At 61.4% G+C, this 24,732-nt stretch carries 19 protein-coding genes; 5 read left to right on the forward strand and 14 right to left on the reverse strand.

The genetic code is table 11. The annotated features are described in order from the left end of the window. Positions 1–109: 109 nt before the first annotated feature. The 3 genes from FAZ95_RS22925 (at position 110) to FAZ95_RS22935 (ending at position 3,001) form a co-directional block, all read left to right on the forward strand. Entirely contained in the window at positions 110–994 is an 885-nt protein-coding gene (locus FAZ95_RS22925) for an intradiol ring-cleavage dioxygenase (RefSeq protein WP_137334824.1), read from the forward strand. Between the two features lie 87 nt (positions 995–1,081). After that, the gene (locus FAZ95_RS22930) at positions 1,082–2,149 is read left to right on the forward strand and encodes a maleylacetate reductase (RefSeq protein WP_137334825.1); all 1,068 of its coding nucleotides are present in this window, start codon (positions 1,082–1,084) and stop codon (positions 2,147–2,149) included. Between the two features lie 201 nt (positions 2,150–2,350). Beyond that, positions 2,351–3,001, forward strand: coding sequence for a TetR/AcrR family transcriptional regulator (locus tag FAZ95_RS22935; protein ID WP_175425726.1), 651 nt, complete (start codon positions 2,351–2,353; stop codon positions 2,999–3,001). Here FAZ95_RS22935 and FAZ95_RS22940 read toward each other — a convergent pair. From FAZ95_RS22940 to FAZ95_RS22980, 9 genes are all read right to left on the reverse strand, one after another. Then, a complete protein-coding gene (locus FAZ95_RS22940) occupies positions 2,998–3,960 on the reverse strand; it encodes a hydroxymethylglutaryl-CoA lyase (RefSeq protein ID WP_254700262.1) in 963 nt (320 codons plus the stop codon). The genes FAZ95_RS22935 and FAZ95_RS22940 overlap by 4 nt on opposite strands. Positions 3,961–4,035: 75 nt before the next feature. Continuing rightward, on the reverse strand, positions 4,036–5,790 hold the full coding sequence (locus FAZ95_RS22945; RefSeq protein WP_137334827.1) for an FAD-dependent oxidoreductase: 1,755 nt from the start codon (positions 5,788–5,790) through the stop codon (positions 4,036–4,038). Between the two features lie 113 nt (positions 5,791–5,903). Next, a complete protein-coding gene (locus tag FAZ95_RS22950; protein ID WP_137334828.1) occupies positions 5,904–7,625 on the reverse strand; it encodes an AMP-binding protein in 1,722 nt (573 codons plus the stop codon). Positions 7,626–7,629: 4 nt separating this feature from the next. After that, positions 7,630–8,418, reverse strand: a complete 789-nt coding sequence (locus tag FAZ95_RS22955) for an enoyl-CoA hydratase/isomerase family protein (protein ID WP_137334829.1) — start codon at positions 8,416–8,418, stop codon at positions 7,630–7,632. A gap of 65 nt (positions 8,419–8,483) precedes the next feature. Further along, positions 8,484–10,223, reverse strand: a complete 1,740-nt coding sequence (locus tag FAZ95_RS22960) for a CocE/NonD family hydrolase (RefSeq protein ID WP_175425727.1) — start codon at positions 10,221–10,223, stop codon at positions 8,484–8,486. A gap of 230 nt (positions 10,224–10,453) precedes the next feature. Continuing rightward, entirely contained in the window at positions 10,454–11,377 is a 924-nt protein-coding gene (locus tag FAZ95_RS22965) for an amidohydrolase family protein (protein WP_137334831.1), read from the reverse strand. 160 nt (positions 11,378–11,537) lie between these two features. After that, positions 11,538–12,917 carry an MFS transporter gene (locus tag FAZ95_RS22970; RefSeq protein ID WP_175425728.1) on the reverse strand — a complete coding sequence of 460 codons (1,380 nt, stop codon included), beginning with the start codon at positions 12,915–12,917 and terminating at the stop codon, positions 11,538–11,540. A 37-nt stretch (positions 12,918–12,954) separates the two neighbouring features. After that, complete coding sequence (locus FAZ95_RS22975) at positions 12,955–14,049, reverse strand: porin (RefSeq protein WP_254700409.1); 1,095 nt, start codon at positions 14,047–14,049, stop codon at positions 12,955–12,957. Between the two features lie 380 nt (positions 14,050–14,429). Further along, positions 14,430–15,218 carry an enoyl-CoA hydratase/isomerase family protein gene (locus FAZ95_RS22980; RefSeq protein ID WP_137334834.1) on the reverse strand — a complete coding sequence of 263 codons (789 nt, stop codon included), beginning with the start codon at positions 15,216–15,218 and terminating at the stop codon, positions 14,430–14,432. 398 nt (positions 15,219–15,616) lie between these two features. Between FAZ95_RS22980 and FAZ95_RS22985 the strand changes: the two genes are divergently transcribed. Then, positions 15,617–16,384: a TetR/AcrR family transcriptional regulator gene (locus FAZ95_RS22985; RefSeq protein WP_175425729.1), complete on the forward strand. Its 768-nt coding sequence runs from the start codon at positions 15,617–15,619 to the stop codon at positions 16,382–16,384. Between the two features lie 72 nt (positions 16,385–16,456). Here FAZ95_RS22985 and FAZ95_RS22990 read toward each other — a convergent pair whose 3' ends face one another. Further along, positions 16,457–16,840 carry a helix-turn-helix domain-containing protein gene (locus FAZ95_RS22990; protein ID WP_137334836.1) on the reverse strand — a complete coding sequence of 128 codons (384 nt, stop codon included), beginning with the start codon at positions 16,838–16,840 and terminating at the stop codon, positions 16,457–16,459. Between the two features lie 79 nt (positions 16,841–16,919). Between FAZ95_RS22990 and FAZ95_RS22995 the strand changes: the two genes are divergently transcribed. Then, entirely contained in the window at positions 16,920–17,732 is an 813-nt protein-coding gene (locus tag FAZ95_RS22995; protein WP_137334837.1) for a hypothetical protein, read from the forward strand. A gap of 166 nt (positions 17,733–17,898) precedes the next feature. Here FAZ95_RS22995 and FAZ95_RS23000 read toward each other — a convergent pair whose 3' ends face one another. The 4 genes from FAZ95_RS23000 to FAZ95_RS23015 all read right to left on the reverse strand — a co-directional run bounded on the left by FAZ95_RS23000 (position 17,899) and on the right by FAZ95_RS23015 (position 24,709). Beyond that, complete coding sequence (locus tag FAZ95_RS23000) at positions 17,899–21,192, reverse strand: efflux RND transporter permease subunit (protein ID WP_137334838.1); 3,294 nt, start codon at positions 21,190–21,192, stop codon at positions 17,899–17,901. Positions 21,193–21,203: 11 nt separating this feature from the next. Continuing rightward, positions 21,204–22,397: an efflux RND transporter periplasmic adaptor subunit gene (locus tag FAZ95_RS23005; RefSeq protein WP_137334839.1), complete on the reverse strand. Its 1,194-nt coding sequence runs from the start codon at positions 22,395–22,397 to the stop codon at positions 21,204–21,206. 28 nt (positions 22,398–22,425) lie between these two features. Next, positions 22,426–24,021, reverse strand: a complete 1,596-nt coding sequence (locus FAZ95_RS23010; RefSeq protein ID WP_137334840.1) for an efflux transporter outer membrane subunit — start codon at positions 24,019–24,021, stop codon at positions 22,426–22,428. A 112-nt stretch (positions 24,022–24,133) separates the two neighbouring features. Beyond that, positions 24,134–24,709 (reverse strand): TetR/AcrR family transcriptional regulator, encoded by a 576-nt coding sequence (locus FAZ95_RS23015; RefSeq protein ID WP_254700263.1) that lies wholly within the window; start codon positions 24,707–24,709, stop codon positions 24,134–24,136. Positions 24,710–24,732: the final 23 nt, after the last annotated feature.

Here is a 24,732-nt window from a genome sequence, read left to right on the forward strand (position 1 = left end):
AATATGTTTTCACTATAGCGCATATTTTTCCGCCTCGAACGTCGCTAGAGTGCCGATATGACCGCCTCTTCGGCAGTGGAGTCGGCAAGCAAAAACTCGGAGACAGGCAATGCGCAATATCAGCGAAGACACCATCACCCAGGCCGTGCTCGCAGCGATGTCCGGCTGCAGCAATGACAGGCTGCGAACGGTCATGACCAGCCTCGTCCAACATTTGCACTCCTTCGCGCGAGAGGTCAGGCTGACCGAGAGCGAGTGGCTGTACGCGATCAACTTCCTCACCGAAGTCGGCCATATCACTGACGATAAGCGTCAAGAGTTCATACTTTTGTCGGATACGCTCGGCCTGTCGATGCTGACCACGACGCAGAACAACCGGAAGCCGGCCGAATGCACGGAAGCGACGGTACTGGGTCCGTTCTTCGTCGAAGGCGCACCCGAGTACCGGAACGGCGACGACATATCCAACGGTGCGGCAGGCCAGCCGTGCTTTGTCACGGGCCAGATTCGCGGTCTGCATGGAGAGCCGGTGCCGAACGCGACGCTTGAAGTTTGGCAATCGGACGAAGAAGGCAACTACGACGTGCAGTATCCCGAACCGCAGCAAGCCGAAGACGCGCATCGGGGCCGCGGCCGCTTGCGCACGCTTCCTGACGGACGCTTCCACTTTCGGTCGATACTCGCGGAGGCGTATCCCATCCCCCATGATGGTCCGGTGGGCAAGATGCTCGATGCGCTCGGACGACATCCTTGGCGCCCGGCACACCTGCATTTCTGGATCAACGCCGCCGGGTACGAGCCCTTGATCACGCATGTTTTCCGCAACGGGGACCAGTACCTCGACTCGGACGCCGTCTTCGGCGTGCGCTCGACGCTTGTGGCGGACTGGATCGAGCACCCTCCGGGCATCGCGCCGGATGGCACTCGAATGGACACGCCGTTTTACACGCTCGACTACGACTTCGTCCTGAATCCTGTCGGACACACGCGATGATGCGGCGCATCGAAAGTGACTCTGCGCCTAAGAAATCCAGTCATTCCATCCGAGCTCTACGCGCTCAATGCGTCTTCGAGGTCCTCCGTGCCCGCTTCTGACTTTATCTATAACGGTCGCGCCACACGCGTCGTATTTGGGAGTGGATCACGCGTCCATCTCGAACGCGAATTACTGGCGCTGGGCGCGCAGCGCGCGCTGGTTCTGTGCAGCCCGGAACAGCAGGCGCTCGGCGCATCGGTCGCCGAGCAACTGGGGAACCGGGCTGCGGGCGTATTCGATCGCGCCGCGATGCACGTACCGGTCGAGCTGGCAGCCGAAGCACGAACGGTCGCCGTAACGCTCGGCGCCGATTGCGTGATCGCCGTCGGCGGCGGATCGGCGATCGGCCTTGCGAAAGCGATCGCACTCGAGTCGAGCCTGCCCATTCTCGCCGTGCCCACCACTTACGCGGGCAGCGAAATGACGCCTATATACGGGCTCACGGATGCGGGCCTTAAGCGGACCGGGACCGACATTCGCGTGCTGCCCAAGACGGTCATCTACGATCCGGACCTGACGCTGACTCTGCCCGTCGGCATGTCGGTGACAAGCGGCATCAATGCGATTGCTCACGCGGCAGAAGGCTTGTATTCACGCGACGCCAACCCGCTTACGAGCTTGATGGCGGAAGAAGGCATCGCGGCGCTCGCGCGCAGCTTGCCCAACATCGTCGCCAATCCGAGCGATCCCTCTGCGCGCGCCGACGCCTTTTACGGATCCTGGCTGTGCGGTGCCGTGCTCGGAAGCGTCGGCATGGCGCTGCATCACAAGCTCTGCCACACGCTTGGCGGCAGTTTCAATCTGCCGCACGCGCCGACGCATACCATCGTCCTGCCGCACGCGCTGGCCTACAACGCCGACGCTGCACCCGACGCGATGAAACGTATCGCCCGCGCAGTGGGACATGAAAACGCCGCGCTGGGTCTGTTCGAGCTCGCGCGTGCAAACGGCGCACCCATTGCGTTGAAAGATATCGGCATGCGTGAAGATCAGCTCGATCAGGCCACCGACCTCGCGTGCAGCAATGCGTACTGGAATCCCCGGCCGCTGGAACGCGACGCGATTCGCGCGTTGCTGCAACGCGCATTCGATGGAAGTGCACCCAAGCCGTGAAGCATGGCACTATTCAGTGTTTTTTGATTCGTCATTCGCACTGCCACACATAATGGCAAATCACGCCAGCCATTAGGCCGAGAAAATCGCAAGGATCTATGCTAATGTGCATAGACATATCTCCTTGTGTTTTCGCAATAGAGTCACGGCATGGCGCAACGTATAGCTATCGATTCAAAGTCCGCCCGGACACATCGTCCGATGGAATCCAAGCGTGCCGAGCAGCAACGAGCACAAGAAACCCGTTCGGCTATTCTGGACGCTGCATTGGCGGAATTCGCGTCCAAACGTTTCGACGCCGCAAGCATTCGCGGCATTGCAGACCGAATTGGTTTGCAACATCCGCTCATCACTTACCATTTCAGAACCAAAGAAATCCTATGGCGAGCCGTTGCCGAATACGTATTCGAGCGCGTGCGCCGGGAACGCGATTCCTATCTAACAGACTTGGGTTCGGTAAGCGCGCTCGATCGGGTTAAGCTCGCTTATCGGGCGCTATTCCGTTTCACGGTTGACTATCCGGAGCTTCATCGTTTCATGCTTCAAGAAACGTTAGGCTACAGTCCCCGGCTGCAATGGATCGCCGACACGATTCTCAAGCCGCTGATCGATTGGCTCCTACCGCAAATTCGCGCGGCTCAAGACGAGCAGGCATTGCCGAAGGTCGAGCCTATTATTTTTCACTATATGTTGATCAGCTTGACGTCGACGCTGTCGGGCTTTGGCCCGGAAATCTCGGCGACCAGCAATCTTTCACCGTCCGACCCGGCTTTAGCCGACGCCTATTGGCGCACCGTCGAGCAGCTCGTGTTCGAGACATTGCCCGCATTCGGTGCGCTGGCGAGCGTTTAGACGACGCGCAATCCATTGATGGACTTGCGCGCCGCTAACGCTTTGCCGGCACGCGAGCCATTTTCCTTGCCCATTTTTTGACTCATCCACGCGCCTGTCGATACGATCGCGTCGAGGTCAATACCGGTTTCAATGCCCAATCCATCCAGAAGGTACAGCAGGTCTTCTGTGGCAACGTTCCCCGTGGCGCCTTTCGCGTAGGGGCATCCGCCGAGGCCCGCGACGGACGAATGAAATACCGACATTCCGACCTGCAGGGCGCCAACGATATTGGCCAGCGCCTGGCCGTAGGTATCGTGAAAGTGGCCAGCCAAGCGCTCCAACGGAAACACGCTTGAAGCCTGTTCGATGACTTGCTGGACGTGCGTCATCGTACCTACACCGATCGTATCGGCAATGTCGATTTCATCGCACCCGAGGTCACGGAAGCGCATCACCATGTCGACGACCGCATCGACGGGCACTTGCCCCTGGTACGGGCATCCAAACGAGCAGGAGAGGCTGCCGCGCAAACGCAGTCCCGCTTCTTTCGCCCGTTGCGCCACCGGGACGAAGCGTTTGACCGATTCCTCGACTGAGCAATTGATGTTGCGCATGGAAAAGGCTTCGCTTGCCGCGCCGAAGATGACGACCTCGTCGACGTTGCTCTCCATGGCGGCTTCGAGCCCTCTCATGTTGGGCGTGAGCGCGGCATAGGAGACGCCCTGCACGCGCTCGATTCCCGCCATCACGGCCGCACCGTCCCCCATCTGCGGGACCCATTTCGGCGATACGAAGGAGGCCGCTTCGATTCGTGTCACGCCTGCGCCGACGAGCCGATCGATGAGTTCGATCTTGACTTCGGTCGGCACGAGTTTGCTTTCGGCTTGCAGGCCGTCTCGAGGCCCCACTTCGACAATGTGGACTCGCTGCGGAAAGCGACCTGCCCCGCCCGATGTTTGCGGTATGAGTTCCTTCACTTTTCTCTCCCCTCTCTCCCGCGTCTCGCTCCTCGCCCTTCCCAAGCGGCTCGGAGCAAGACGCAGCGACAGCGCCTATTTTGCAAGCACGCTGTGCAAGACGCGGCGAAGTTCGGCAGCCGGATCCGCCACGAGCTTGAGGCTCCGCCAAGCGACATGATGGTCGGGACGGACCAGCAGACAGCCCGTGTCGCTGATTTCCTTCAGGGGTGCCCACTCGCCCGCATGGTCCGCGTAAGCCTGTCGCGGGCCGATGACGTGGACATCGATTTCGACGCCAAGCTCCTCGCCGGCAAGCCGGGCCGCCTCGACCCATGCCTCGCCTCCGAGCCCCGTGAAAATCGTGAACCGTCCATGCCCGGCCAGGTCCAGCGTCGAGTGCTGACGTCCACGCTTGTCAAACACCCAGGCGTGCGGCAGGCGGGCGCCCGGCCACGTCGTCGACTGGTAATACAGTTCGGGGTCGCGCTCGAAGGCCGGTTCCGTCTGACCATCCGTGACGATCGCGTCTGAGCGATAGCGCTGATTCATCTCGACCCCATGAGCGTCGAGTTCATATTTCTTGAACACGAGCGCTTCGCGAATTTCCTCTCGCTGCTTTTCCGCGGCTGCAGTCGACTGGCTGCGAGCATGCATGTTGGCCTGCATGACGGACCCTTCCGTCGTTTCGTCAATGCCGAGCGCACGATAGAGCGGCGCGAATTCGGCAATCGACTGGTTGGCGCGCGTGACGATCTGCTTCGCGATCGGAGCGCGCTCCAGCGTATAGCTGTCGAGCAGCGCTTCGCCCGCCTTCCCCTTGATCACCGCTGCGAGCTTCCAGGCGAGATTGAACGCGTCCTGAATCGACGTATTGGAGCCCAGGCCACCCGACGGCGGATGCCTATGCGTGGCGTCGCCCATGCAAAACACGCGTCCGTCTTGCATGCGCGTGGCGTACATGTTGTTGACGGTCCACGTGTTCGCTCCGAGCAATTTGATTTCGAGATCGGGCTTGCCGACGAGCTGACGCGCGATTTCAGTTGCCTTGGCCTCGTCGATGACCGGCGCAGGTTCGTTGATGTCGTAGCCCCAGACGATCAGCCATTCATTCCACGGCCGCACCATGCGGATCAGGCCCATGCCGATGCCGCCGACCTCCGCGCCAGGCTGCATGATCGGGTAGAGCACCGCAGGACGGTGCGCGACGAGTTCGGAGAGATCGGCACGGAACCAGATGTTCATCGAGCCGCGCACCCCCATCTTTCCTTCGAAAGGCAGTCCAGCGTTCTTCGCTACCTTGGAGTTCCCGCCGTCCGCGCCGACCAGATACTTCGATCTGACCGTGAACTCCTCTCCGCTCAATCGGTCACGGCAGACCGTGATCACCCCCTCATCCGTCTGAGTGTGGCTCACGTATTCGGTGCTCATCCGCGCCTCGGTGCCGCGCGAGCAAGCCGTTTTGAACAGCAGCGGCTCCATGAACGTCTGAGGCAGATCATTCATTTTCGTGGGACTCGCCAACCGGCGCTCCCCTCGCGACGCGGGATGCAAGCCCCAGCTCGGCGCCCGGCCAATCTCCTCGCCGGTCAGGCTCTCACAAAAAACCGTTCCGCCCATGAGATCGTCGCTGGTCGCGTGCAGATAAGCCTCCTGCTCCACTTCCGGGCCGAGATCGCGAAGGACCTCCATGGTTCTCTGGTTCGTGATGTGTGCCCGCGGCGTATTGGCCAGCCAACGGTACATGTTGACGACCATATTCTCGACACCGTAGGTCGAGAGCAGCGCGGCGCAGGCGGAGCCCGCGGGCCCCGATCCTACGATGAGCACGTCTGTAGTGAATTCTGCCATGTCGAAACTCCTAGTCTCAAGATCTCGTCATCTGCTGACGTTGAAATTTTTATATGGATAACTAATTACATTAGCGGGTCTATCGGCCTGATTGAACAACGCCCATCCGTCCGTCACGCGGTCTTCTTCTCGCTCAAATTCAGCAACCGAATCATTTCCTCGCGCATCGCGAATTTCTGCACCTTTCCCGTGACCGTCAATGGCAGTTCATCGACAAAGCGAACGTACTTAGGCACTTTGTAATGTGCGATTTGTCCGCGGCAAAAATCGCGGATGTCCTCCTCGCTGGCATATTCGCCTTGCCGAAGCACAATCCACGCGCACAGTTCCTCGCCGGTCTTTTCGTCGGGTACGCCGAACACCTGAACGTTCTGAATCTTGGGGTGCCGGAACAGGTACTCCTCGATTTCGCGGGGATAGATGTTCTCGCCGCCGCGAATCACCATGTCCTTGAGTCTGCCGACGATGTTGCAATAGCCGTCGGCGTCGATCGTCGCGAGGTCGCCCGTATGCATCCATCCATCGACGATGCTTTCGCGTGTCTTCTCCTCGTCACCCCAGTAGCCCAGCATGACGGAGTATCCCTTCGTGCAAAGCTCTCCGGTTACGCCAACAGGCACGATATTGCCAAGTGGATCGACGATCTTCACTTCGAGGTGAGGCTGGATTCGCCCGACCGTGGTCGTGCGCTTATCGAGCGGGTCCGTGGTGCCACTCTGAAACGACACCGGGCTCGTCTCCGTCATGCCATATGCGATGGTGACCTCCCGCATGTGCATTTTCGCCACCACTTGCTTCATGGTCTCGATCGGGCACGGCGAACCCGCCATGATGCCCGTGCGGAGACTGCTCAAGTCAAAGGACGGGAAATCCGGATGCTCGAGCTCCGCGATGAACATCGTCGGCACGCCGTGAAGTGCCGTGCAGCGCTCTTCCGCGACTGCCGCGAGCGTTGCGCCGGCATCGAATCCCTCGCCTGGAAAGACCATCTGCGCCCCGACCGATACGCACGCCAGCACCGCGAGAACCATTCCGAAGCAGTGGTAAAGCGGGACAGGGATGCAGAGCGAATCGGCTTCGGTCAGCTTCATCGCCATCGCCACGAAACGCCCGTTATTGACGATGTTTCGGTGCGTCAGCGTGGCGCCCTTCGGGTTGCCCGTGGTGCCGCTCGTGAACTGAATATTGATCGGATCGTGAGCGGAGAGCGCGATCGTCGTTTGACCTTGGTCGCGCAGGATCGCCTCGCCCTTCTCCATCACCGCGGAGAACGGCAAAATGCCCGGCATGCCCGGATCACCGACGCATATGACGGTACGGAGGTCCGGCAGGCGCGCGCAATGGAGATCGCCGGCTGGCTGCGATGCGAGTTCCGGGGCGATGTCGAGCAGCATGGAAACGTACTTCGACGTTTTGAACTGCTCTGCCGTCACGAGCGCTTTGATTTCGACCTTGCGCAACGCGTATTCGAGTTCCGAAACCCGGTAGGCGGGATTGATGTTGACCAACACCGCGCCGATGCGCGCCGTGGCGAACTGCGTGAGCAGCCATTCGAATCGATTGGGCGACCAGATTGCAACGCGATCGCCCTTCGCTATGCCCAACGACAAGAGTCCTGCGGCGAGCTGATCGACTCGTTCGTCGAATTCCTTCCAGGTCCAGCGCACGCCCTGCTCGCGGAACACCACGGCTTGCCGCTCGGGAAAGCGGTGCGCCGTGTCTCTCAGAAACTCGCCGATCGTGGCTTCGCTCAATGGAATATCCGCCGCGCCGCGGACGTAGGCCATGCCGTCGGCAGGCGCGATGAGCGCAAGGGAACCGGGTAAGGTTTGCATGACGTTACTTCCCGTAGAACACCATGTCAGCCGGCTCCTCGTCGCGGTCGAACGCTTCAGCCGTGTTGGCAAAGCCGCGCGTGGCGTCTTCCGTGAGGTAAAGGGGCATCGTGATATCGAGCATGGCGATATCGGCGCCCGCCACGCCGCCGCTCGACCACGTCTTGAGCAGCGTGCGCGTCGCCGCATACGAAAGCGTCGGGCCGTCTGCCAGTTTCGTCACCAGCGCCTTCGCGACGCGCTCGAGCTGATCCGGTTCGGCCACATGGGTGGCAATCCCGAGCTCCCCGGCCAGGCTGCCCGGAATCGGCTCGCCGAGCATGGCGAAGCGTGACGCGCGGCTGCGCCCCACACGCTCGGCCAGCCGCTGCAGCGCACCGGCGATCGGCAACATCGCCGTCGTCACCTCGACACAGCGGAACACGGCATCGGTCGCCGCCACGACGAAGTCGCAAGCCAAGGCGAGCTCGAGGCCGCCGCCGAACGCCAGGCCCTGCACCACCGCCACCGTCGGCACACGCAGCGCCTCGATCGCGCGATACGACGTATTGACCTCTGCAACGAACGTGCGGAACCAGTTCAGGTCCTTGCCCGGCCATTCGCGAACCTCGCCGCCGAGGCTGAAATGCGGCCCCTCTGCGCGGATGACGAGCACCCGGATATCCGCTTCGCTGGCCTCGTGAACGGCGTCTCGCAGGCATTGGGCAAAGCGCTGGTCGAGGCGGTTGTAGGGCGGATTCGCCAACACGATATGTCCGACCTTCCCATCACGCTCAAAACGAATGCTCTTCATTAGCTAACCTCATGTTGTCCGTCAAATTCACCGGGCGCCCGCGGCGCCCATCAAGATTTCGCGCTTCAGGACGACTCCCCATTCAGCGGAATGATGGGGAGCAGCACATGCGATGGGCGCTCGGCGTCGCGGTAGACCTTGTGCGTGACCGTATTGCTGCTGCAAACGTGATACGGGATGTACTCGACGTCGGTCATCGCGCCCGTGCCCGTAGGCACGTCCAGGCTGCAGATTTCGATGCAGATGCGATGACCGGCCTTGAACTGGTTGGCCGTCGCCAGGATCTGGATTTCATACTTGACGACCTCGCCTGGCGTAACCGGCTCGATCGAATCCTTCGTCAGCTTGTAGAACGGCTCCGCCGGCGTCGAGCGGTCGGGATCCAATGCACGGTACGATGCCTTTAGCCAGCCGCGGGTCAGCTCGCGCTCCGGCAGATTCTCCGGAACGTTCCGCTCGCCTACGCGCGCGGTCACGACCGATACGTCGGGTCCCACATCCTTCAGCACGACGATCCAGTTCGTGTCCGGCTGGTCGATCTCGGCATAAAGCGTGAGCGAGATCGGTCCCGCCACGAGGACGTCGTGCGGCAGCGGATCGGTCATGTAGCGCAGGCGCTCGACCTTGGCGGTCTTCTTGAGCGGCATCTGCGTGAAGACATCGGGCTCGCGCAGCGCATTGCCGACTTCCGCCGCAGGACGCGGCGCGTCCGTGGAAAGCCGCTCCCAGCCGCCGAGGTAATACTTGGTGTATTGCGCTTCGGGCAGCGGCCAGTCGGTGCCCGTGCGCCATTCGTTGGCGCCCATGACCCAGTAGCGAACCGGCGGCTCGTCCATGATGCCGGTGTCGATACCCTTGAGCCAGTAGTCGTACCAGCGGATGACCTCGTCGTGGTATTGGTGGAACGGGCGCTCCAGGTGCGCCGGGCCCGTAAAGACGAGCTTGCGCGGCTGCTTGACGTTCGCGAAGTAGTGCTGAGCGCCCAGCCAGTGGAGCTTGTAGGTGTAGGCATAGGCGCCGGAGCCCGTATAGAACGGCACCTTGATCTTCGTGAAGGTTTCCTCGGCTCGCTCGACAGTCCCGTCCGGCTCCCACGGATTCGTCATGATGTGATACATCACCCATGTCCGCTGACCCTTCTGCGTCAGGATGTTGTAGAGGTTGATGTACATCTTGTAGTCGGGATTGCGCATGGCCGAGCGCCAGAGCGCCTCTTGCTCATCGGGCAGCGGCCCTGGCCTGTCGCGCGATTCGTGCACGGTGCTGAAAACGTCGAGCAAGTACGGGAACGTATGAATGACGCCGCCCGGATTGAAATCCCGGAACCCGAACATGCCGCCGTATGCGCTGCAGGCGTCGTAGGGGAAGATCGCCTTGAGCGCCGGGTGCCCTTGCGCGGCCGCGCGCCATTGCTCTCCCGCGAAACCCGAAATGCCGACCATCCCGACTTTGCCATCCGACCACGGCTGCTGCGTGATCCACTCGATCATGTCGAAATGATCGGTGTTCTCTTCACCGTAGTGACCTTCCGACTTGGCCGAGCCGCGCGGCTGTGCAATGACGTGCACGTAACCATTGGCAACGAAGCGGCGCGAGTCGCCGGCTTCGACCGGCCCGAACCACAGCGGCGCATGCGCGGGTTGCGGAGGCAATACGTCGGCAATGTCGGGACCCTGAAGGTCCTTGTTGTGCAGCGCCGATGCATAGAGCACCGGGTACTTTCCGCTCCCCTCCGGCCGATACACGTCGACCGCGAGACGGGTGCCGTCTCGCATCGTTACGATGATGTCGCGTTCTTCAATCATGTCCCCTCCACATTCATTGGTAGGTTCGGCTTCAACGGTCGGCCGCTGTCGTATTCGAGGCGGCCCATACTTTCGGATGTCGGACTTCGCGCTTGCCGATTGGCGATGTCCTGCGACCATGCAGGTTCTGAAAGTCACTATACTTCACGGTCGTAAAGTATGCAAGACGAACAAAGCCCAATAACGGAATGGGGTCCAACATTGGCAATGCCTCGTCTAGCTACGCAGCTCTAGCGACCGAGCAACCGAGCAGCATTTTCTCCGTACACCTTATCCATCTCGACACCCGGAATCTCGATGCCGTCGAGCACCGTTCCGAATTGTCGAATGGCATGCGTCGGCGCAAACGGGAAGTCCGTGCCGAAAAGGATGTGATCGGGATCGGTGATCTGCGCAAGCGCGCTCAGGGACGATTTCCCGGCCGATAGCGCCGTGTCGAAGTAGAAGGCCCTGACCGCTGCAAGCGTGTCGCCGACGCGCTCGGCTACTGCAGGCATCATCGAGATGGAAAGGGCAATGCGAGGAACGAGGAACGGCAGGGTTCCGCCGGCGTGAGACAGGATGAACCGAATATTCTTGAAGCGAGTCATTGCGCCCGACATGATCAGACTCGTGGCGGTACGTGTCGTCTCAAAGGGATACTCGAGCACCGATGCCGGCGCCACGCGCGGAATATCATGCGGCGGCTGATTGGGGTGAACGAAAACGACGGCGCCGCGCCGGTCCAGTTCCTCGAAGAGAGGCACGAAATGCTCGTCGCCCAAGTACATCCCTTCATAGTTCGTAAAAACGATGAACCCGTCGACGTTCAGCTCGTCGAGGCAATAACTGACCTCCTTCAAGGCAGCGTCAACGTCCGGCAGGGGCAAGCTCGCAAACGATCCGAATCGCCCCTTATAGCGGGATCGAAGTTCGGCTGCGTGGTCGTTGCATTTTCTCAGCAGCACCGCCGCATCCGGAATCGCCGGCCCGGACGAGATGGACAGGATGCCTTCGTCGATGCCGTTCTCGTCCATCATGGCGATGGCGGCCTCTTCTGACCACGTAGGGGCCACGCCGTTTGGCATAGCCGCATTCAGCAGATCCAAACCTACGGCGTCCACATACAGCTTCGGCAAGAAATGCTGGTGAGTGTCGATCTTTCGCTTAGACATGATCTTTGTCTCCTGATTTGCGATTCCGGACTTTGAGCGCGGCAACCCACGCCGCCTCGCGCTCCATCCATCTTATACGCAATACTTTACACGCGCAAAGTTTAGATCGGTGAAGTCGCGTCATCGGACGTGATGTGCCGGAAAAACAAGAACGAAACTGTTACTGCGCTGCGCTATTCGGCAACGTTCCGTCGGTCGCTGATACCTCACCGATGGGTTCCACGTTTTCGCTCGGCAGCCGTCGTTGCGCATCGAGAACGCGGGTCATGCGGGCCATACAAGCACTGGCGATCAAAAGCGGTATCGACAACAAAGCGCAAACAAGCAGATAGGACCACCCCGATACGATGATCAAACCAATCAACGACGACCCGATAATCGAACCGAGCCGACCGATCGCAACCGTCCAGCCTCCGCCGGACGCACGAAGCGCGGTTGGATAGAAGATGCCTGGAATCGTATTGACGCAGGTCAGCGGCCCACCGATGGCCAGCCCCGCTAGAAAGACCACGTTCGTGTGCCACGAGGTGGCCTCGGACATTCCAAGGGCGACGACCAGCAACGAACCCGCTCCAAATGCACCACAGATGACCGCGGCTACGTTATAACGGCGCACGAGAAATGCGAAAAGGACCGAACCGCCAAGCGCGCCGAACTGGAACATCGACGATACCTGCGAAGCCTCATGCATCGACAAGCCGGCCTGCTTCAAATGCGTGGGCAACCAGCTTCCAACGAGAAAGAACACCAGATACCCGGAGAATTCCGCAACCCAGGTCAGCACGGTTCCCAGCCTGTATTCCTTTCCGACGAGCGCCAGGCTTCCCCGCTTCGAGCCGGCCGGGGCCGCAATGACGAAACGAAAGCGGGAAGAGTCTGCCGTGGGGAACAGCTTGGCCACGACTCGCTGGACAGCTGCGTTGGACTTGCGGCTCGCCACCAGGTAGAGCGGCGACTCGGGTACTTGCCAAACAAAAAGGCACGCGACACACAGCGGCAGTGCGCCGCTCAATGCCAGCATCCCTCTCCAACCCAGGGCACCTATTGCGAACGATGTGACGAAACCGGCGGCAGCGGCGCCGAACAGGAACCCGCAAAAGAGCGAGGCGAGCATGGCGGAGCGCGATCGATCCGGACTATATTCAGCGACAAGCGCCGACGACGCAGGCATCGCGGCACCGATACCCAGTCCCGTGATAAAGCGCAAGAGAACGAGCTGAGCGATCGATTGCGCCTCGCTGGAAGCGAGAGCCGCGATGCCCACTGCCCTGCGACCCACACGATCGGCCATCATCCCACCCACGATCGAGCCGACCAGCAGCCCAACCAATCCTAAAGCGACCAATGGCGCCGATGCTGCAGGGGGCAGTTGCCATTCGTGACTGACGGCGGGCGCGATAAACGCCATGACGATCGTATCGAATCCCTCGATCGCGACTGCCGCGAAGCAGGCAAAAAACACGATCCACTGTTTCTTCCCCATCGGAATCTCGTTGAGGAATTCGCGTATATCGCGACGAACATAGTCTGTGTGTTCCATTACGTTTCCTTGAAGCATGCGTGGAAGCGCGTCCTCGTCAGAAGCGGTGACGAAGCCCGACGCGCAAAAGACCTTGGGACTGCCCGTTTGAGGGATTCGTGACATAGGTCATTTGTGCCTGCGTCGCCGAACCTCCGGCCTTCATCAACTGAGCCGCGAAGTAGACATCGGTTCGCTTGGACAGGTAGTAGTCCGCAAAGAGACCGAGCGCGCGGTAGATGGGCGCAGCGCTGGTGGCATCGACCTTGCCGTGTGTATAGACGTACACGATGCCGGCCAAAATATCCGGCCGGATCAGGTAGCCAACGTTCGCCTCATAGTTGTCAAAGCGCACGTCGTTGCCCAAGAACGCGTTCTTGAAACGCGTGTTGGTATATTCAAGACCGATCGTCGCGTTGCCGATTTTGTAGGTTCCGCCAACGCCTGCGAGCGTCTGGCTCTTCGCGTTGGGCACATAGGCAGCAAACGTGACCGCGTTCGGCGCGACGCTGTTGAACACGGCCGCAAAAGGATTCTTGATATACGTATAGGCGGCGGCAACATACAGCGGTCCGCCGGCGTAAGTCACGCCAAACGATTTGACGCTATTCGTGGAGAATTGGCCCGCCTGTCCTCCAAAGCTATACAGTCCGGCGAGCGAGAATCCTCCCACTGTCGGACTGACGTATTTGACGGCGTTGTTGATACGGTTGGTCCCTGCGGTGTTATCGATGTCGCCGGCGTGAGCGAAGTAGACCGACCAATTCAATCCGGCATTGATTTTCGACAGCAAGTCAGCCATCTCTTCGTACTGGCGCCCAAGCGTCAGCGAGCCATACTTGCTTGTGACGCCGACGTACGCCTGACGACCAAAAAGCGCTCCGTTATTGCCGATGTTGCCGGTGGACGGATCAAAACCGTCCTCCAGCACGAAAACGGCTTTCATGCCGCCACCGAGATCCTCCGCGCCCCGAAGGCCCCATCTCGAGATCGACGCGCCGCCGCTCTGAAGCTGCCAATTCGAGGCACCCTTCTGATTGGTCGTATAGGTAATACCTTCGTCAACGATTCCATACAACGTGACACTGCTTTGCGCATACACGGAAGCGGATGACACGCAAAGTAACGCGATGGCGCACGGCAAGCCCTTCATCTCCAATCTCCTGACCTTTTGGTTCTACTGGCGGCTGAACGCCGCCGATAGTTGTGTACCGATTTATATTTTCCGATCGTGCAGCTTTAGTTTAGGAAAACACTTTCCGATCGTAAAGTATTGAGAGACTGGGACTATCCCTATGAGATCGAGTCGCGCGGTCGCATGGCCGCCGCTCTATGCGTGGCCGCGAAGATCGAGGGGAGAGACAAAGAGGCGCGGAGGGTGCGCGTGGAGGCGACAGGCGCGCCTTTTGGCCGTTTCTGTGGCCCCGTCAAGCTCGATTGAACTCAGGGCGCCGCTGCAATTGTTTGGTGACGTGCTGCTACGTCTCGTGCGACCCACGAGCGATGTGTGGTCCGCTGGCGGGACCTTCGCCTTCAGGTTGGCGAGTGTCTTGTCGAATCCGATCGTCCAACGAACGCGGCGACTCGCTGATAAAACGCTTCCGTCGAGGCACATCTCAAGAATGCCTGCTTTTCGTCCTCTAGATGTTGCTCGAGGCCGTGCTCCGAAGCCTTGCCGACCAGCGATTTCATCTCGCTGACCGCCGATGGCGGCAAGTTCGCCACCTGCCGCGCGATAGCGAAGGTGGCCTCCTCCAGAGACGCCGGATCAGCAACGTCTTGTACGAGTCCCAGCGAACTCGCTTCTTCTGCATTCAGCGAATCTTTCACCAGCAGAAGTTGCAGGGCGCGCGCTGCACCCAGGCGGCGTGCCAGATGAAAGGAGAGGCCTCCGTCTGTCGAAGTACCGAGCTTGCCGTAACCGACAACGAAGCGAGCCGAATGTGACGCGACGACCAGATCGCACGCCATGGCCAACGAGAAGCCTGCGCCTGCTGCGGCCCCTTGTACGCTCGCGATCACAGGAACCGGCAAGCGCCGTAGTTTCAGGATCACAGCGTTAAGCGCGCTGATCAGTGTTTCCAAAAAGCCATCGGCTCTTTGCAGCCCATCCAGGATCTGAACGAGATTTCCACCCGCCGAAAATATCCGGCCCGTGGCTTGCAGAACCACCGCGCGATACCTCTCGTTCGCCTCGACGTCGCCGAGGGCCCTCAACAGGCCTTCGCAGAACTCCAGGTCGATTGAGTTTGCCTGCGCTTCGTTTCCTAAGGTGATGACAGCGAGATCGTCACGCGAGGTCAAAGTGATGTTGGTCTGCATGAGCCGATACCTGCATTCAGGGAAGTCGAGTAGAGAGAGTTGGCGCTGTTCACGCGGCGCGTTCAGACATTCAGGGACGCACGCACCACGGCGCTGCAAATTCAGTGGTCTATTAACTCGTCGTCGAAGCAAGGTGCCATGCCGAGGTCCTGCTCGCACCCGCGACGCCACTATACTTTACCATCGTTCAATTTAAAATGGGTGACGTCACGACCGTGCGCCAGCCACTCAACCGAGCGGCGCACGTGATCCGTTGTATTATCCTTTTGTATAGTTTTTTACGGCCACGCTCGCTACGCGGGTTTGAGACTGCTCGCCGAAACCGGAATCGAAGCCCGTCTTGCCAGGGTTCCCGTTCAAGCACGCTCCGGCAACGACATTCCTACTTGAGAAGCCAAATGGTGCAACGTAAAGTTTCCAACAAGAATCCTGACAGGAAGGGCCGTCCGACAGAGCTACAGCGCGCGGAGCAGCAGCGTTCGCAGGAAACGCGGGCCGCAATCCTGAACGCGGCGCTTTCGGAATTCGCCGCTAAGGGCTTCGAGGCCGCAAGCATACGCAGCATCGCTGACCGGGTCGGGTTACAGCACCCGCTCATCACTTACCACTACCGTTCCAAAGATATTCTGTGGCAAGCGGTAGCCGAATTTGTTTTCGAGCGCATCCGTCACGAGTGGGAAGCGCATCTGGCGGATACGCCACCTACCGCCACCGCCGCGGAACGCGTAAAAGTGATGTACCGGGCGCTCTTCAGATTCACGGTCGACTATCCCGAGTTTCATCGCTTCATGCTTCAGGAATTCCTCAGTTACAGCGCTAGACTGCAGTGGCTCGCCGATACGGTGCTCAAGCCGCTGATCAATGGGCTGCTGCCGCAGATTCGTGCTGCACAAGAAGAAGGCGCGTTGCCTCAAGGCGAACCGATCATCTTTCACTATCTGTTGATCAGCCTGACGTCGACCCTTTCCGGTTTCGGCCCGGAGATGCAGGCAACCTCCAACATTTCCTCGTCAGATCCCGCTGTCGTGGATGCCTACTGGCAAACGGTCGAGGAACTCGTCTTCCGCAAACGGACGCGCTCCAGCCGGTCCGAAAAGGCCGACTCGCATTCGAGCCACGCGGACAGGCAGCCGCGCGTGTCGGGTCGCGCCAAGAGCGCCAGTTAGCTCCCCGCAAATCTCGTAGCCAACCGCTCCCGCTCGAACGCCTCGACAACGAGCCAGTGTTCGGACGGGCGATCAACCCGCTCGCCGACGCCCTTCCCCCGTGGGCGCCGCCGGCCCCTCGGCCCGGCCGCTGAGCCCCTTCAAACCTTCGATCACCCTGAGCAAGGCGCGCCCGTGCTCGTCCGAACCGTCCCACGCATCGACGATCGCATTGCGCAGCAACTCGTTGTAGCCGCCGACTCGCTTCCCCGCAAGACGCGCGTCGACACCATAGAAACTGCATAGCTTATTGAATGACGCACTTCTGCGCATCCGGTGCCCGCTCGATAAGCGAAGGCGTGAGACCGTAGGCTGACTGACTCCAGAAAGACGCGCTATTTCGCTGGACGAACGACTATCCGCCATGAGTCGGCGCAACAGGTCCTGCACGGGAAAATCGGTGTCCGGGGCTTCCATTCCATTCATTATACCGACACATTAACGGCTAATGAATTGCCCGTCGAATTCGGCGAACGGCACTGTCCCGAGGAAGTTGATGACACTGAAGCACCTACCGCCCGCGTTTTGCTGGACCAAGATCGGCAGCGAGTCCGGCGAAACGCTCCCCACGATCGTTCTTCGAAAGGAATGGGAACGCAGGCTGGGCGGCGGACGCTTTCTATGGGGCACGAGCCAGTCGCTCGGCAGCAGTGCGCGGGGCGCGGCACACCGCATCGGCTCGCTCATGGCCCTTTTCTCGCCGGCGTCGAGCAACGTCAAGCCCGCCGACAGAAAGCGCGAGGACGTGCTCCTGTGGAACGCGTGGATCGACGTGAGCGGCCAAGTGCGGCCGTTGCCGCCCCACACCTTCATCACGAGCCGCAAAACGCTTCCGTCGGGTCGACGCAGGGAACACCACTACGCGCTGGTTTGCTCGTCTCCCACAGAACTGAGTATCGGCAGCCGAGTGAAGGCGTACCCCGAGCACCTGCGCAATGTGTGCACGGGAAAGCCCTTGGGGGCTGCCTTCGGCACCGTGGTGGTGGAGTGCATTGGGCGAACGAGCGAACAGACCGGCAAGCGCTATCCCATCGCGCTTGCGGTCGAGCTCGAGGCGCCTTATTTCGTTCGGCTCGCCCAGCCGAGCGTGCTGAAAGGCCGGGACCTCGCCGCGATGCACAAAGCGTCACGCGAAGGAGACTTCGAAACCTGGCTCGAGCTCGTGAAGCGTTTTCGCAACCCGCCTTCGATCGAGCGCGAACGTGGCTTCACGCGCGATCTCTTCGATATGCCCTCGGTGGAATCGGCTACTCCCTTGGGCAACGTCGCCGGCGCGCAGCCTAACTTCGCGAGCAGACCGCGTCCTTGAACGCGGAACGACCGTTTAAAGACGGCACAACCGTGCACTAGCAGGCAAGACGTCCTGCGCTGACGGGCAAGCGCTCCGGCTTTATTCGGCGATATCGTTGTCTCACCCCGCAATAAGCGGCGGCGCCGCGTCACACTATGCGTACCCACTCCGGTCGCTGTCTCCATCACCGATACCGACCGATATCGCCACCTTCGTCGTGCGGACGCGCGAACGCTTCCGTTGTCCCTCCGTGGTGATGCTTCAGCTTGTGCGAGGCCTCTTCGAGCTTGTCACCGAGCAGCCGTCGCACCGTCACGTAGAACACCGGAATCAGCAACAGCCCGAAGAACGTCGCGAAGAGCATCCCGCCGATCACGCCAGTGCCGATCTCGTGCCGCGACGAAGAACCGGCCCCTGTGGAGATGACGAGCGGGAACACACCCAGAATAAAGGCCATCGAAGTCATCAGGATCGGGCGCAAGCGCAGGCGTGCCGCAGTCGTGACCGCATCGTAGAGCGTCATCCCGTTCGCCTGCCCTTCGACCGCGAATTCGACGATCAGAATCGCGTTCTTCGCGGCCAGGCCGATGACCGTGACGAGCCCGATCTTGAAGTAGATATCGTTGGGCACATCGCGCCACAGACAGAACGCCAGCATGCCGAGCATTCCGAGCGGGACCACGAGCAGCACCGCAACCGGAATGGACCAGCTCTCATAGAGCGCGGCCAGGCACAAAAAGACCACGAGGATCGAAAGCGCCATGAGCGTCGTCGCCGAGCTTCCCGCCAGCAGCTCCTGATAGGACTGCCCGGTCCAGTCCGCGTCGAATCCCCGCGGCAGTTTTTGATTGACGAGGCCCTGCAGCGTCTGCATTGCCTGGCCCGTCGAATAGCCGGGCGCCGAATTGCCGACGATTTCGACGGCGGAATAGCCGTTGAAGCGCGGCAGCACGGTCGGGCCGTTGTACCAGCTGGTCTTGACGACGCTCGAAAGCGGCACCATGTCGTACGGGCTGATCGACGTATTGGCCACCGACGGGTCAACCGGCGTCAGATACCCGCTCGTGTTGGTCACCAGCCCGGCCGTGCTCGTCGTCCCCGACGCGGCGTTGGTGATGCCGGCCGGCGTGTAGAGGTGCTGAAACGCATCGAGACCCATCCGGTAAGGCGCATCCGCCTGGATGAACACCTTCTTCACGCGGCCGCCGTAGGTGAACTGGTTCACGAAGAACGGCGCCAGTTCCATTTTGATGGTGTCGTAGACGTCCGTCAGCGACAGCCCCATCGACTGCGCCTGCGGGCGATCCACCGCGATCTGCAGTTGCGGCGCGTTCGGCAGCGAATTCGGCCGGATGCCGAAGAGCACGTTGCTCTTGCCGGCGTCCGCGAGCAGCGTCGCCTCGGCTTGGCCGAGCTCCGCGCGCGACTGGCCGGCGCGCGCCTGCAGGTACATATCGACGCCGCCGAACTGGCTCAGCCCGCGGATCGTCGGCAGATTGACGACGAACAATTGCGCGTCGGGAATGCTGTGCAGAATCTGGTTGGCCTGGGGAATCAGCTGCATCGCCGTTCGCCCGCGCTTGCTCCAATCGACCAGCTTGATGAACGACATACCGACGTTCTCGCTCGTGCCGACGAAGCTGAAACCTTCCGGCTGGAATATGCCGTAGATATCCTTGCCGATATCGCTATGCAGCAGCTTCTCGCGCACTTCGGACATCACGCGGTTCGTGCTCTGCAGCGTCGAGCCCGGCGGCAGGTTCACGAGCGCCAGCATGAAGCCCTGGTCTTCGTCGGGCACGAAGCCCGTCGGCAGTTTCGTGTAGAGGAAGCCGGTCAGAACGACCACGAGCACGAAGGCCATCATCCAGCGGGGCGCATGGCGCACTGCCCGTCCGACGTGTCCAAAATAGGTGTGCGACATCCGGTCGAAGCCGCGGTCGAACCAGCGGAAAATCACACCCTTCTCGTGCGCGTGAACCGGCCTCAGGAACGCCGCGCAGAGCGACGGCGTGAACGACATCGCGAGAAATGCGGAGAACAACATCGAGACGGCGATGGTCAGCGCGAACTGCGCGTAGATGATGCCGGTTGCGCCCGGCTGCAGCGCGGACGGCACGAACACGGCGGACAGCACGACCGTGATCGCGACGATGGCGCCCGTGATCTGCGCCATGGCCTTGCGCGTGGCCGCTCTCGGCTCCGTATGCTCCTCGCTCATGATCCGCTCGACGTTCTCGATCACCACGATCGCGTCGTCCACCACGATCCCGATCGCGAGCACCATACCGAAGAGCGTCAGCTGGTTCAGCGTGAAATTCAGCGCCGCAAGCCCGATGAACGTGCCGAGCAGCGCAACCGGAATCACGAGGGTCGGGATGATCGTGGCCCGGATGTTCTGCAGGAAGATCAGCATCACGAAGAACACCAGGATGACGGCTTCGACCAGTGTCTTGACCACATCGGTGATGGAAGCCGTGATGAAGGGCGTGGTGTCATACGGAATGTCCCACGTCACGCCATACGGCAGGTCATGCGCGAGGTCCGCCATCGCGGACTTGACGGCATTGGCCACCTTGAGCGCGTTGGCGCCAGGCAGCAGATAAACCGCCATACCCCCGGCGGCCTTGCCGTCGTAGACCGGCGCCAGGCCATTGGTCTGCGCGCCGAAACTGATGCGCGCGACATCCGAGAGCCGGACCGTCGTGCCGTTGCTGTTCGACAGCAGGATGATGTCGCGGAACTGCTGCAGCGAAGAGAACAGCGCGTCGCCGGAAACCGTCGCCGTGAAGACCTGCCCCTTCACCGCCGGATCCGCCCCGAGCGAACCGGCGGCGAACTGCGCATTCTGGGAATTCACCGCGTTGAGCACATGGGTTGTCGAGAGTCCGTAACCCTGCAGCTTGTCAGGGTCGATCCAGATGCGCACGGCGTATTCGGAACCGAGCAGCGTGGTATTGCCGACGCCGGTGATACGCCCGATCACCGGCTGGATCTGGGACGCGAGGATGTCCGAAAGCCGTGCCGCGTCGACGCCCGGCCGGTTCGAGCGCAGCGCGATGAACAACAGAATGTCGGGGCTCGACTTCGCGACCACCACGCCCAGTTGCTGCACCTGCGAGGGCAGCAACGGCTGGGCGATCTGAACCTTGTTCTGCACCTGCACCTGCGCAATGTCCGGGTTGGTGCCGGTCGCAAAGGTGAGCGTAATGACACTCTGGCCGTTCGAGCTCGAATTCGAGCTGAAGTACAGCAGGTTGTCGATGCCGGTGAGCTGCTGCTCGATGACCTGGGTCACCGTCGATTCCATCGTTGCAGCGCTCGCACCCGGAAAGGTCGAGGTGATCGTCACCTGCGGCGGCGCGATGTCGGGATACGAATCGATCCCCATGCTGCGCAAGGCGATGATGCCGAACAGCGAGATCAAAATGGCGACCACCCAGGCAAATATCGGCCGTTCAATGAAGAAACTCGGCATGGAATGCTCTCCTATTGCGCCGCGCTGGCCGGCTGGCTGCCGGATGCCGCCGCCAAGGGTTGAACGGCCGGCTGCCATGGGGTCGCGGAGACCTCGCTCCCCTCATGCACGCTCTGCACGCCCGTGACGACCACGCGGTCGCCCTCGGCGAGGCCCTTCGTGACGATCCAGTCAGTGCCGAGGCTGGCGTTCGTCTCGACGTCCTTGCGCGCCACCTTGTTGTCCGGCCCGACCGCCAGCACATACGGCCCCTCGGTATCGCGCAGCAGAGCCTGTTGCGGGATCAGGACGACGTTGCTCTGCTGGCCTAAGTGGGCAATCAGCGTCACATACATGCCGGGCAGCAGCAGGTGCTGTGGATTGGCTACGAGTGCGCGCAGGTTGACGGTGCCCGTCGTCGCGTTCACAGCGGGATCCGAGAAGTCGAGCGTGCCGGTGTGGTCGTAGGGCGTGCCGTTGGGCAGGCTCACCTGGACGGTCATCGAGCTTTGCTGTGCGAGATCGACCCCGTTGCCCTGGGATTGCCGCAACGTGATCAGGTCGGCGGCGCTGATCGTGAAGTTGACATAGACCGGGTCGACCTGCTGGACGGTGGTCAAGAGCGTACTGCTCGCTCCGGTGTCGCTCGTACCGCTGCCGACCAGGGCGCCCGCCGTCACGAGCTGCTGCCCGGCAATGCCGCTGATCGGGGCGGTCACCCGCGTGTAGCCAAGGTTGATGCGCGCGCTCTCGACCAGCGCCTGATCCGCCTGCACCTTGGCGGCCGCGCTGCGCTCGGCGGCATCGGAATTGTCGACCGTCTGTTGCGACACCGAGCCGACCGGCAGCAGCTTGCGGTTGCGCACGGCGGTGATGTGGTCGTTGACGTAGATGGCCTGGTCCTGCGCAAGCTGTGCGATGTCGTTATCGAGCTGGGCCTTGTAGAACGCCGGATCGATCTCGAACAGCACCTGGCCTTGCCGGACAGCGCTGCCCTCGGCATAGATGCGCTTCACCAGCACACCGGACACGCGAGCGGTCACGTTGGCGCTGTAATAGGGCGAAAGACGTCCCACGAACTGCCGCGTCAGCGGCACGGTTTGCACGTGAGCCGTCGTCACGGCCACCTTGGGCGCGGGCGGCGCAGCCGGCTTGTTTTTCGAGCAGGCTGCGAGAGCGAGGAGGCTCAGACACAGCACCGACACGCTATTGGGGAGTGACTTCATGAAGTGGAGACTCCATTCAGAAGCGCATTCAATTGGGAGGCGATCCAGCGTCCAGTTGGCGCGCCTGCGAATCCATCGACGAAAACGCCGTCGACGACAGCGGGTGGCCCGCTGCCGATGCAGCCTTGTTCTCGTCCCATTGCCAGCCGCCGCCGAGGTTCTTGACGAGCGTGACGCTGCTCTGCGCCAACACCGACTGCGTGTCGCGCAGGCTCTGCTCCGCCTCGACCAACGTAAGCTCCTGCGTGAGCAGGTCCTGTTCGCTCGCCGCGCCAAAGTCGCGCTGCGCCTGCATGCTCGAAAAGAGCTGCTGGTTGCGGCGAAAGATGTTGGCGAACGACGCTTCCTGTACGCGCAGATGATTGACCGACGACAGGCTGTCCTCCACGCTGCTGAAGGCGGTGAGCACTGTGTTGCGATAGGTCGCCACATCCTCGTCATAGGTCGCGCGGGCTTGCCTCACCGCGGCGGTACGCGCGCCGGCATCGAAAATCGTCTCGGCAAGATCGGGGCCGAGCGTCCAGAGCCGGTTCGGCAGCGAGAAGAGATGCGCGAGCGTGTTGTGCTGGAAGCCGCCCTCCGCCGACAGCGTCACGCTTGGAAAGAACGCCGCCTCGGCCACGCCGATCCTGGCATTCGCGGCCGCGGCCGTGCGCTCGGCGCTCACCACGTCATAGCGCCGCTCGAGCAGTTCCGAGGGCAGCCCGAGCGGCACGTCCGGAGTCACGAATGCGTGATCCGGGTCCGGCGGGATCGCAAAGTCCGCCGGCGGCACGCCGGCCAGCACGGCCAACGCATGCTCGTCCTGCTCGCGGGCTATCTTGGTGGTCTGCAGTTCGGCCACCACGGCTTCGAGATTGTCCTGGGCCACGAGCACCTGATCGCTCGACGCCGCGCCTTCGCGATACGAAGCCTGGGTCATGTCGAAAATCCGGCTGTCGATCTCTTGCTGCCGGGTCAGCGACTTGATGTCGTAGTCGCCCTGCCGCAGCGCGAAGTAATCGATGACCACGCTCGCTTCAATCGAGAGCCGCTCGCCGGCCAGCTGCGCGTCGCTGGCCTGCGCACTTTCCTTCGCGGATTCGATCGCGCGGCGAATCGAGCCCCACAGGTCGAGCTCCCAGCTCGCCGACACCAGCGCGCTCGCGCTGTTGACCACGCGCCCGCCCGACCCCGCCACGGACGACGAACCGCTGGGCAATTGGGTCACGCCACTGCCGAAGCCGGTGCGCGAGCCCGAAAGGCTGCCCGTCACCACCGGAAAGAGACTCGCGGTGTTGGCCTCCACGGTCGCGAGCGCGACGCGATAGGCGGCCTCGGCCGCCACGATCGACTGATTGGCATTCAGCGAGCGCTCGACGAGGTCGTCGAGCGTTGCGTCCTGATACATGCGCCACCAGGTGCTGGATAGCGACGCTGCCGGATTGGCCTCGGCGCGCTGCCAGTCGACGCCTTCTTTGAAGCCTTGAGGGATCTGCACCTCGGGCTTGCGATAGTCGGGACCGGCCAGGCAGCCCGCGAGCGACACGACGATCGCAAGCGCCACGCCGCCGCAGAGGCGCCGCCATCCCGGCCGCGCGACGCCTCTTGCTGCAAAGCCGACGGTCTGCGGATCTGTCTTCATGCGCGTTTCTCCATGAACGCATGGCAGTGCGGGCACACCAGCTACCTTTATTTGTCTACATTTATTCCCAGTCCTACACAATCAAAAGACGCAAGCGCACAAAAGCGATGCGCTACGCTGCGTATCCCGACACGAAAATGCCGACGGCCTGCCGTGCGATGCGCCGCCGGCTCGCCGCATTCGGGCGGGGCGCACAGCCGAGCAGCATCCGCGCACGCACGCCGCCGAGCACCAGATTGACGAACTGCTCCACGGCGAGATCGACATTCTCGATCGTGAGCTCGCCCCGCTCTACGGTGCGCCGCAGATAGTCCGTCAGCGGCTCGAGGCCCAAAAACTTGCCACAGCGGTCGCGATACGCGTAGACAAGCTCCGGAAATCGGCGCGATTCGACCAGCAGCAGCCGGTACAGCTCGATCATGTCACTCCGCGTACCCACATCGAGAAGATGCAGCGCCGCGGCTTCGAGCACGGCAGCTGGATCGTTATCGTTGTCGACGATTTTCCGGAGTTCCTCTACCCACACATCGGTCAGGGTCCGCACGATCGCGTCGAACAGGCCAGCCTTGCTGCCGAAGTGACAATACAGCGTCTTTTTCGCCACCCCGGCGTCGCGGGCAATCGCATCGAGGCTCGTTTCCCGATAGCCGGCCGAAAGAAATTTTCCCTTCGCCACCTCGAGCACCACCTGCGCGCGAACCTCCGCTTCGT

This window comes from Trinickia violacea, assembly GCF_005280735.1.
GTDB classification, from domain to species: domain Bacteria; phylum Pseudomonadota; class Gammaproteobacteria; order Burkholderiales; family Burkholderiaceae; genus Trinickia_A; species Trinickia_A violacea.

What these genes read in the sequence shown, in the direction of transcription:
- FAZ95_RS23005 (WP_137334839.1), bottom strand. Translation starts at nt 22,397, where the DNA reads ATGAAGTCACTCCCCAATAGCGTGTCGGTGCTGTGTCTGAGCCTCCTC.
- FAZ95_RS22945 (WP_137334827.1), bottom strand. Translation starts at nt 5,790, where the DNA reads ATGGCAGAATTCACTACAGACGTGCTCATCGTAGGATCGGGGCCCGCG.
- FAZ95_RS22980 (WP_137334834.1), bottom strand. Translation starts at nt 15,218, where the DNA reads ATGCAGACCAACATCACTTTGACCTCGCGTGACGATCTCGCTGTCATC.
- FAZ95_RS22995 (WP_137334837.1), top strand. Translation starts at nt 16,920, where the DNA reads ATGACACTGAAGCACCTACCGCCCGCGTTTTGCTGGACCAAGATCGGC.
- FAZ95_RS23010 (WP_137334840.1), bottom strand. Translation starts at nt 24,021, where the DNA reads ATGAAGACAGATCCGCAGACCGTCGGCTTTGCAGCAAGAGGCGTCGCG.
- FAZ95_RS22975 (WP_254700409.1), bottom strand. Translation starts at nt 14,049, where the DNA reads ATGAAGGGCTTGCCGTGCGCCATCGCGTTACTTTGCGTGTCATCCGCT.
- FAZ95_RS23000 (WP_137334838.1), bottom strand. Translation starts at nt 21,192, where the DNA reads ATGCCGAGTTTCTTCATTGAACGGCCGATATTTGCCTGGGTGGTCGCC.
- FAZ95_RS22985 (WP_175425729.1), top strand. Translation starts at nt 15,617, where the DNA reads ATGGTGCAACGTAAAGTTTCCAACAAGAATCCTGACAGGAAGGGCCGT.
- FAZ95_RS22990 (WP_137334836.1), bottom strand. Translation starts at nt 16,840, where the DNA reads ATGGAAGCCCCGGACACCGATTTTCCCGTGCAGGACCTGTTGCGCCGA.
- FAZ95_RS22935 (WP_175425726.1), top strand. Translation starts at nt 2,351, where the DNA reads ATGGAATCCAAGCGTGCCGAGCAGCAACGAGCACAAGAAACCCGTTCG.
- FAZ95_RS22955 (WP_137334829.1), bottom strand. Translation starts at nt 8,418, where the DNA reads ATGAAGAGCATTCGTTTTGAGCGTGATGGGAAGGTCGGACATATCGTG.
- FAZ95_RS22950 (WP_137334828.1), bottom strand. Translation starts at nt 7,625, where the DNA reads ATGCAAACCTTACCCGGTTCCCTTGCGCTCATCGCGCCTGCCGACGGC.
- FAZ95_RS22965 (WP_137334831.1), bottom strand. Translation starts at nt 11,377, where the DNA reads ATGTCTAAGCGAAAGATCGACACTCACCAGCATTTCTTGCCGAAGCTG.
- FAZ95_RS22925 (WP_137334824.1), top strand. Translation starts at nt 110, where the DNA reads ATGCGCAATATCAGCGAAGACACCATCACCCAGGCCGTGCTCGCAGCG.
- FAZ95_RS22970 (WP_175425728.1), bottom strand. Translation starts at nt 12,917, where the DNA reads ATGGAACACACAGACTATGTTCGTCGCGATATACGCGAATTCCTCAAC.
- FAZ95_RS22960 (WP_175425727.1), bottom strand. Translation starts at nt 10,223, where the DNA reads ATGATTGAAGAACGCGACATCATCGTAACGATGCGAGACGGCACCCGT.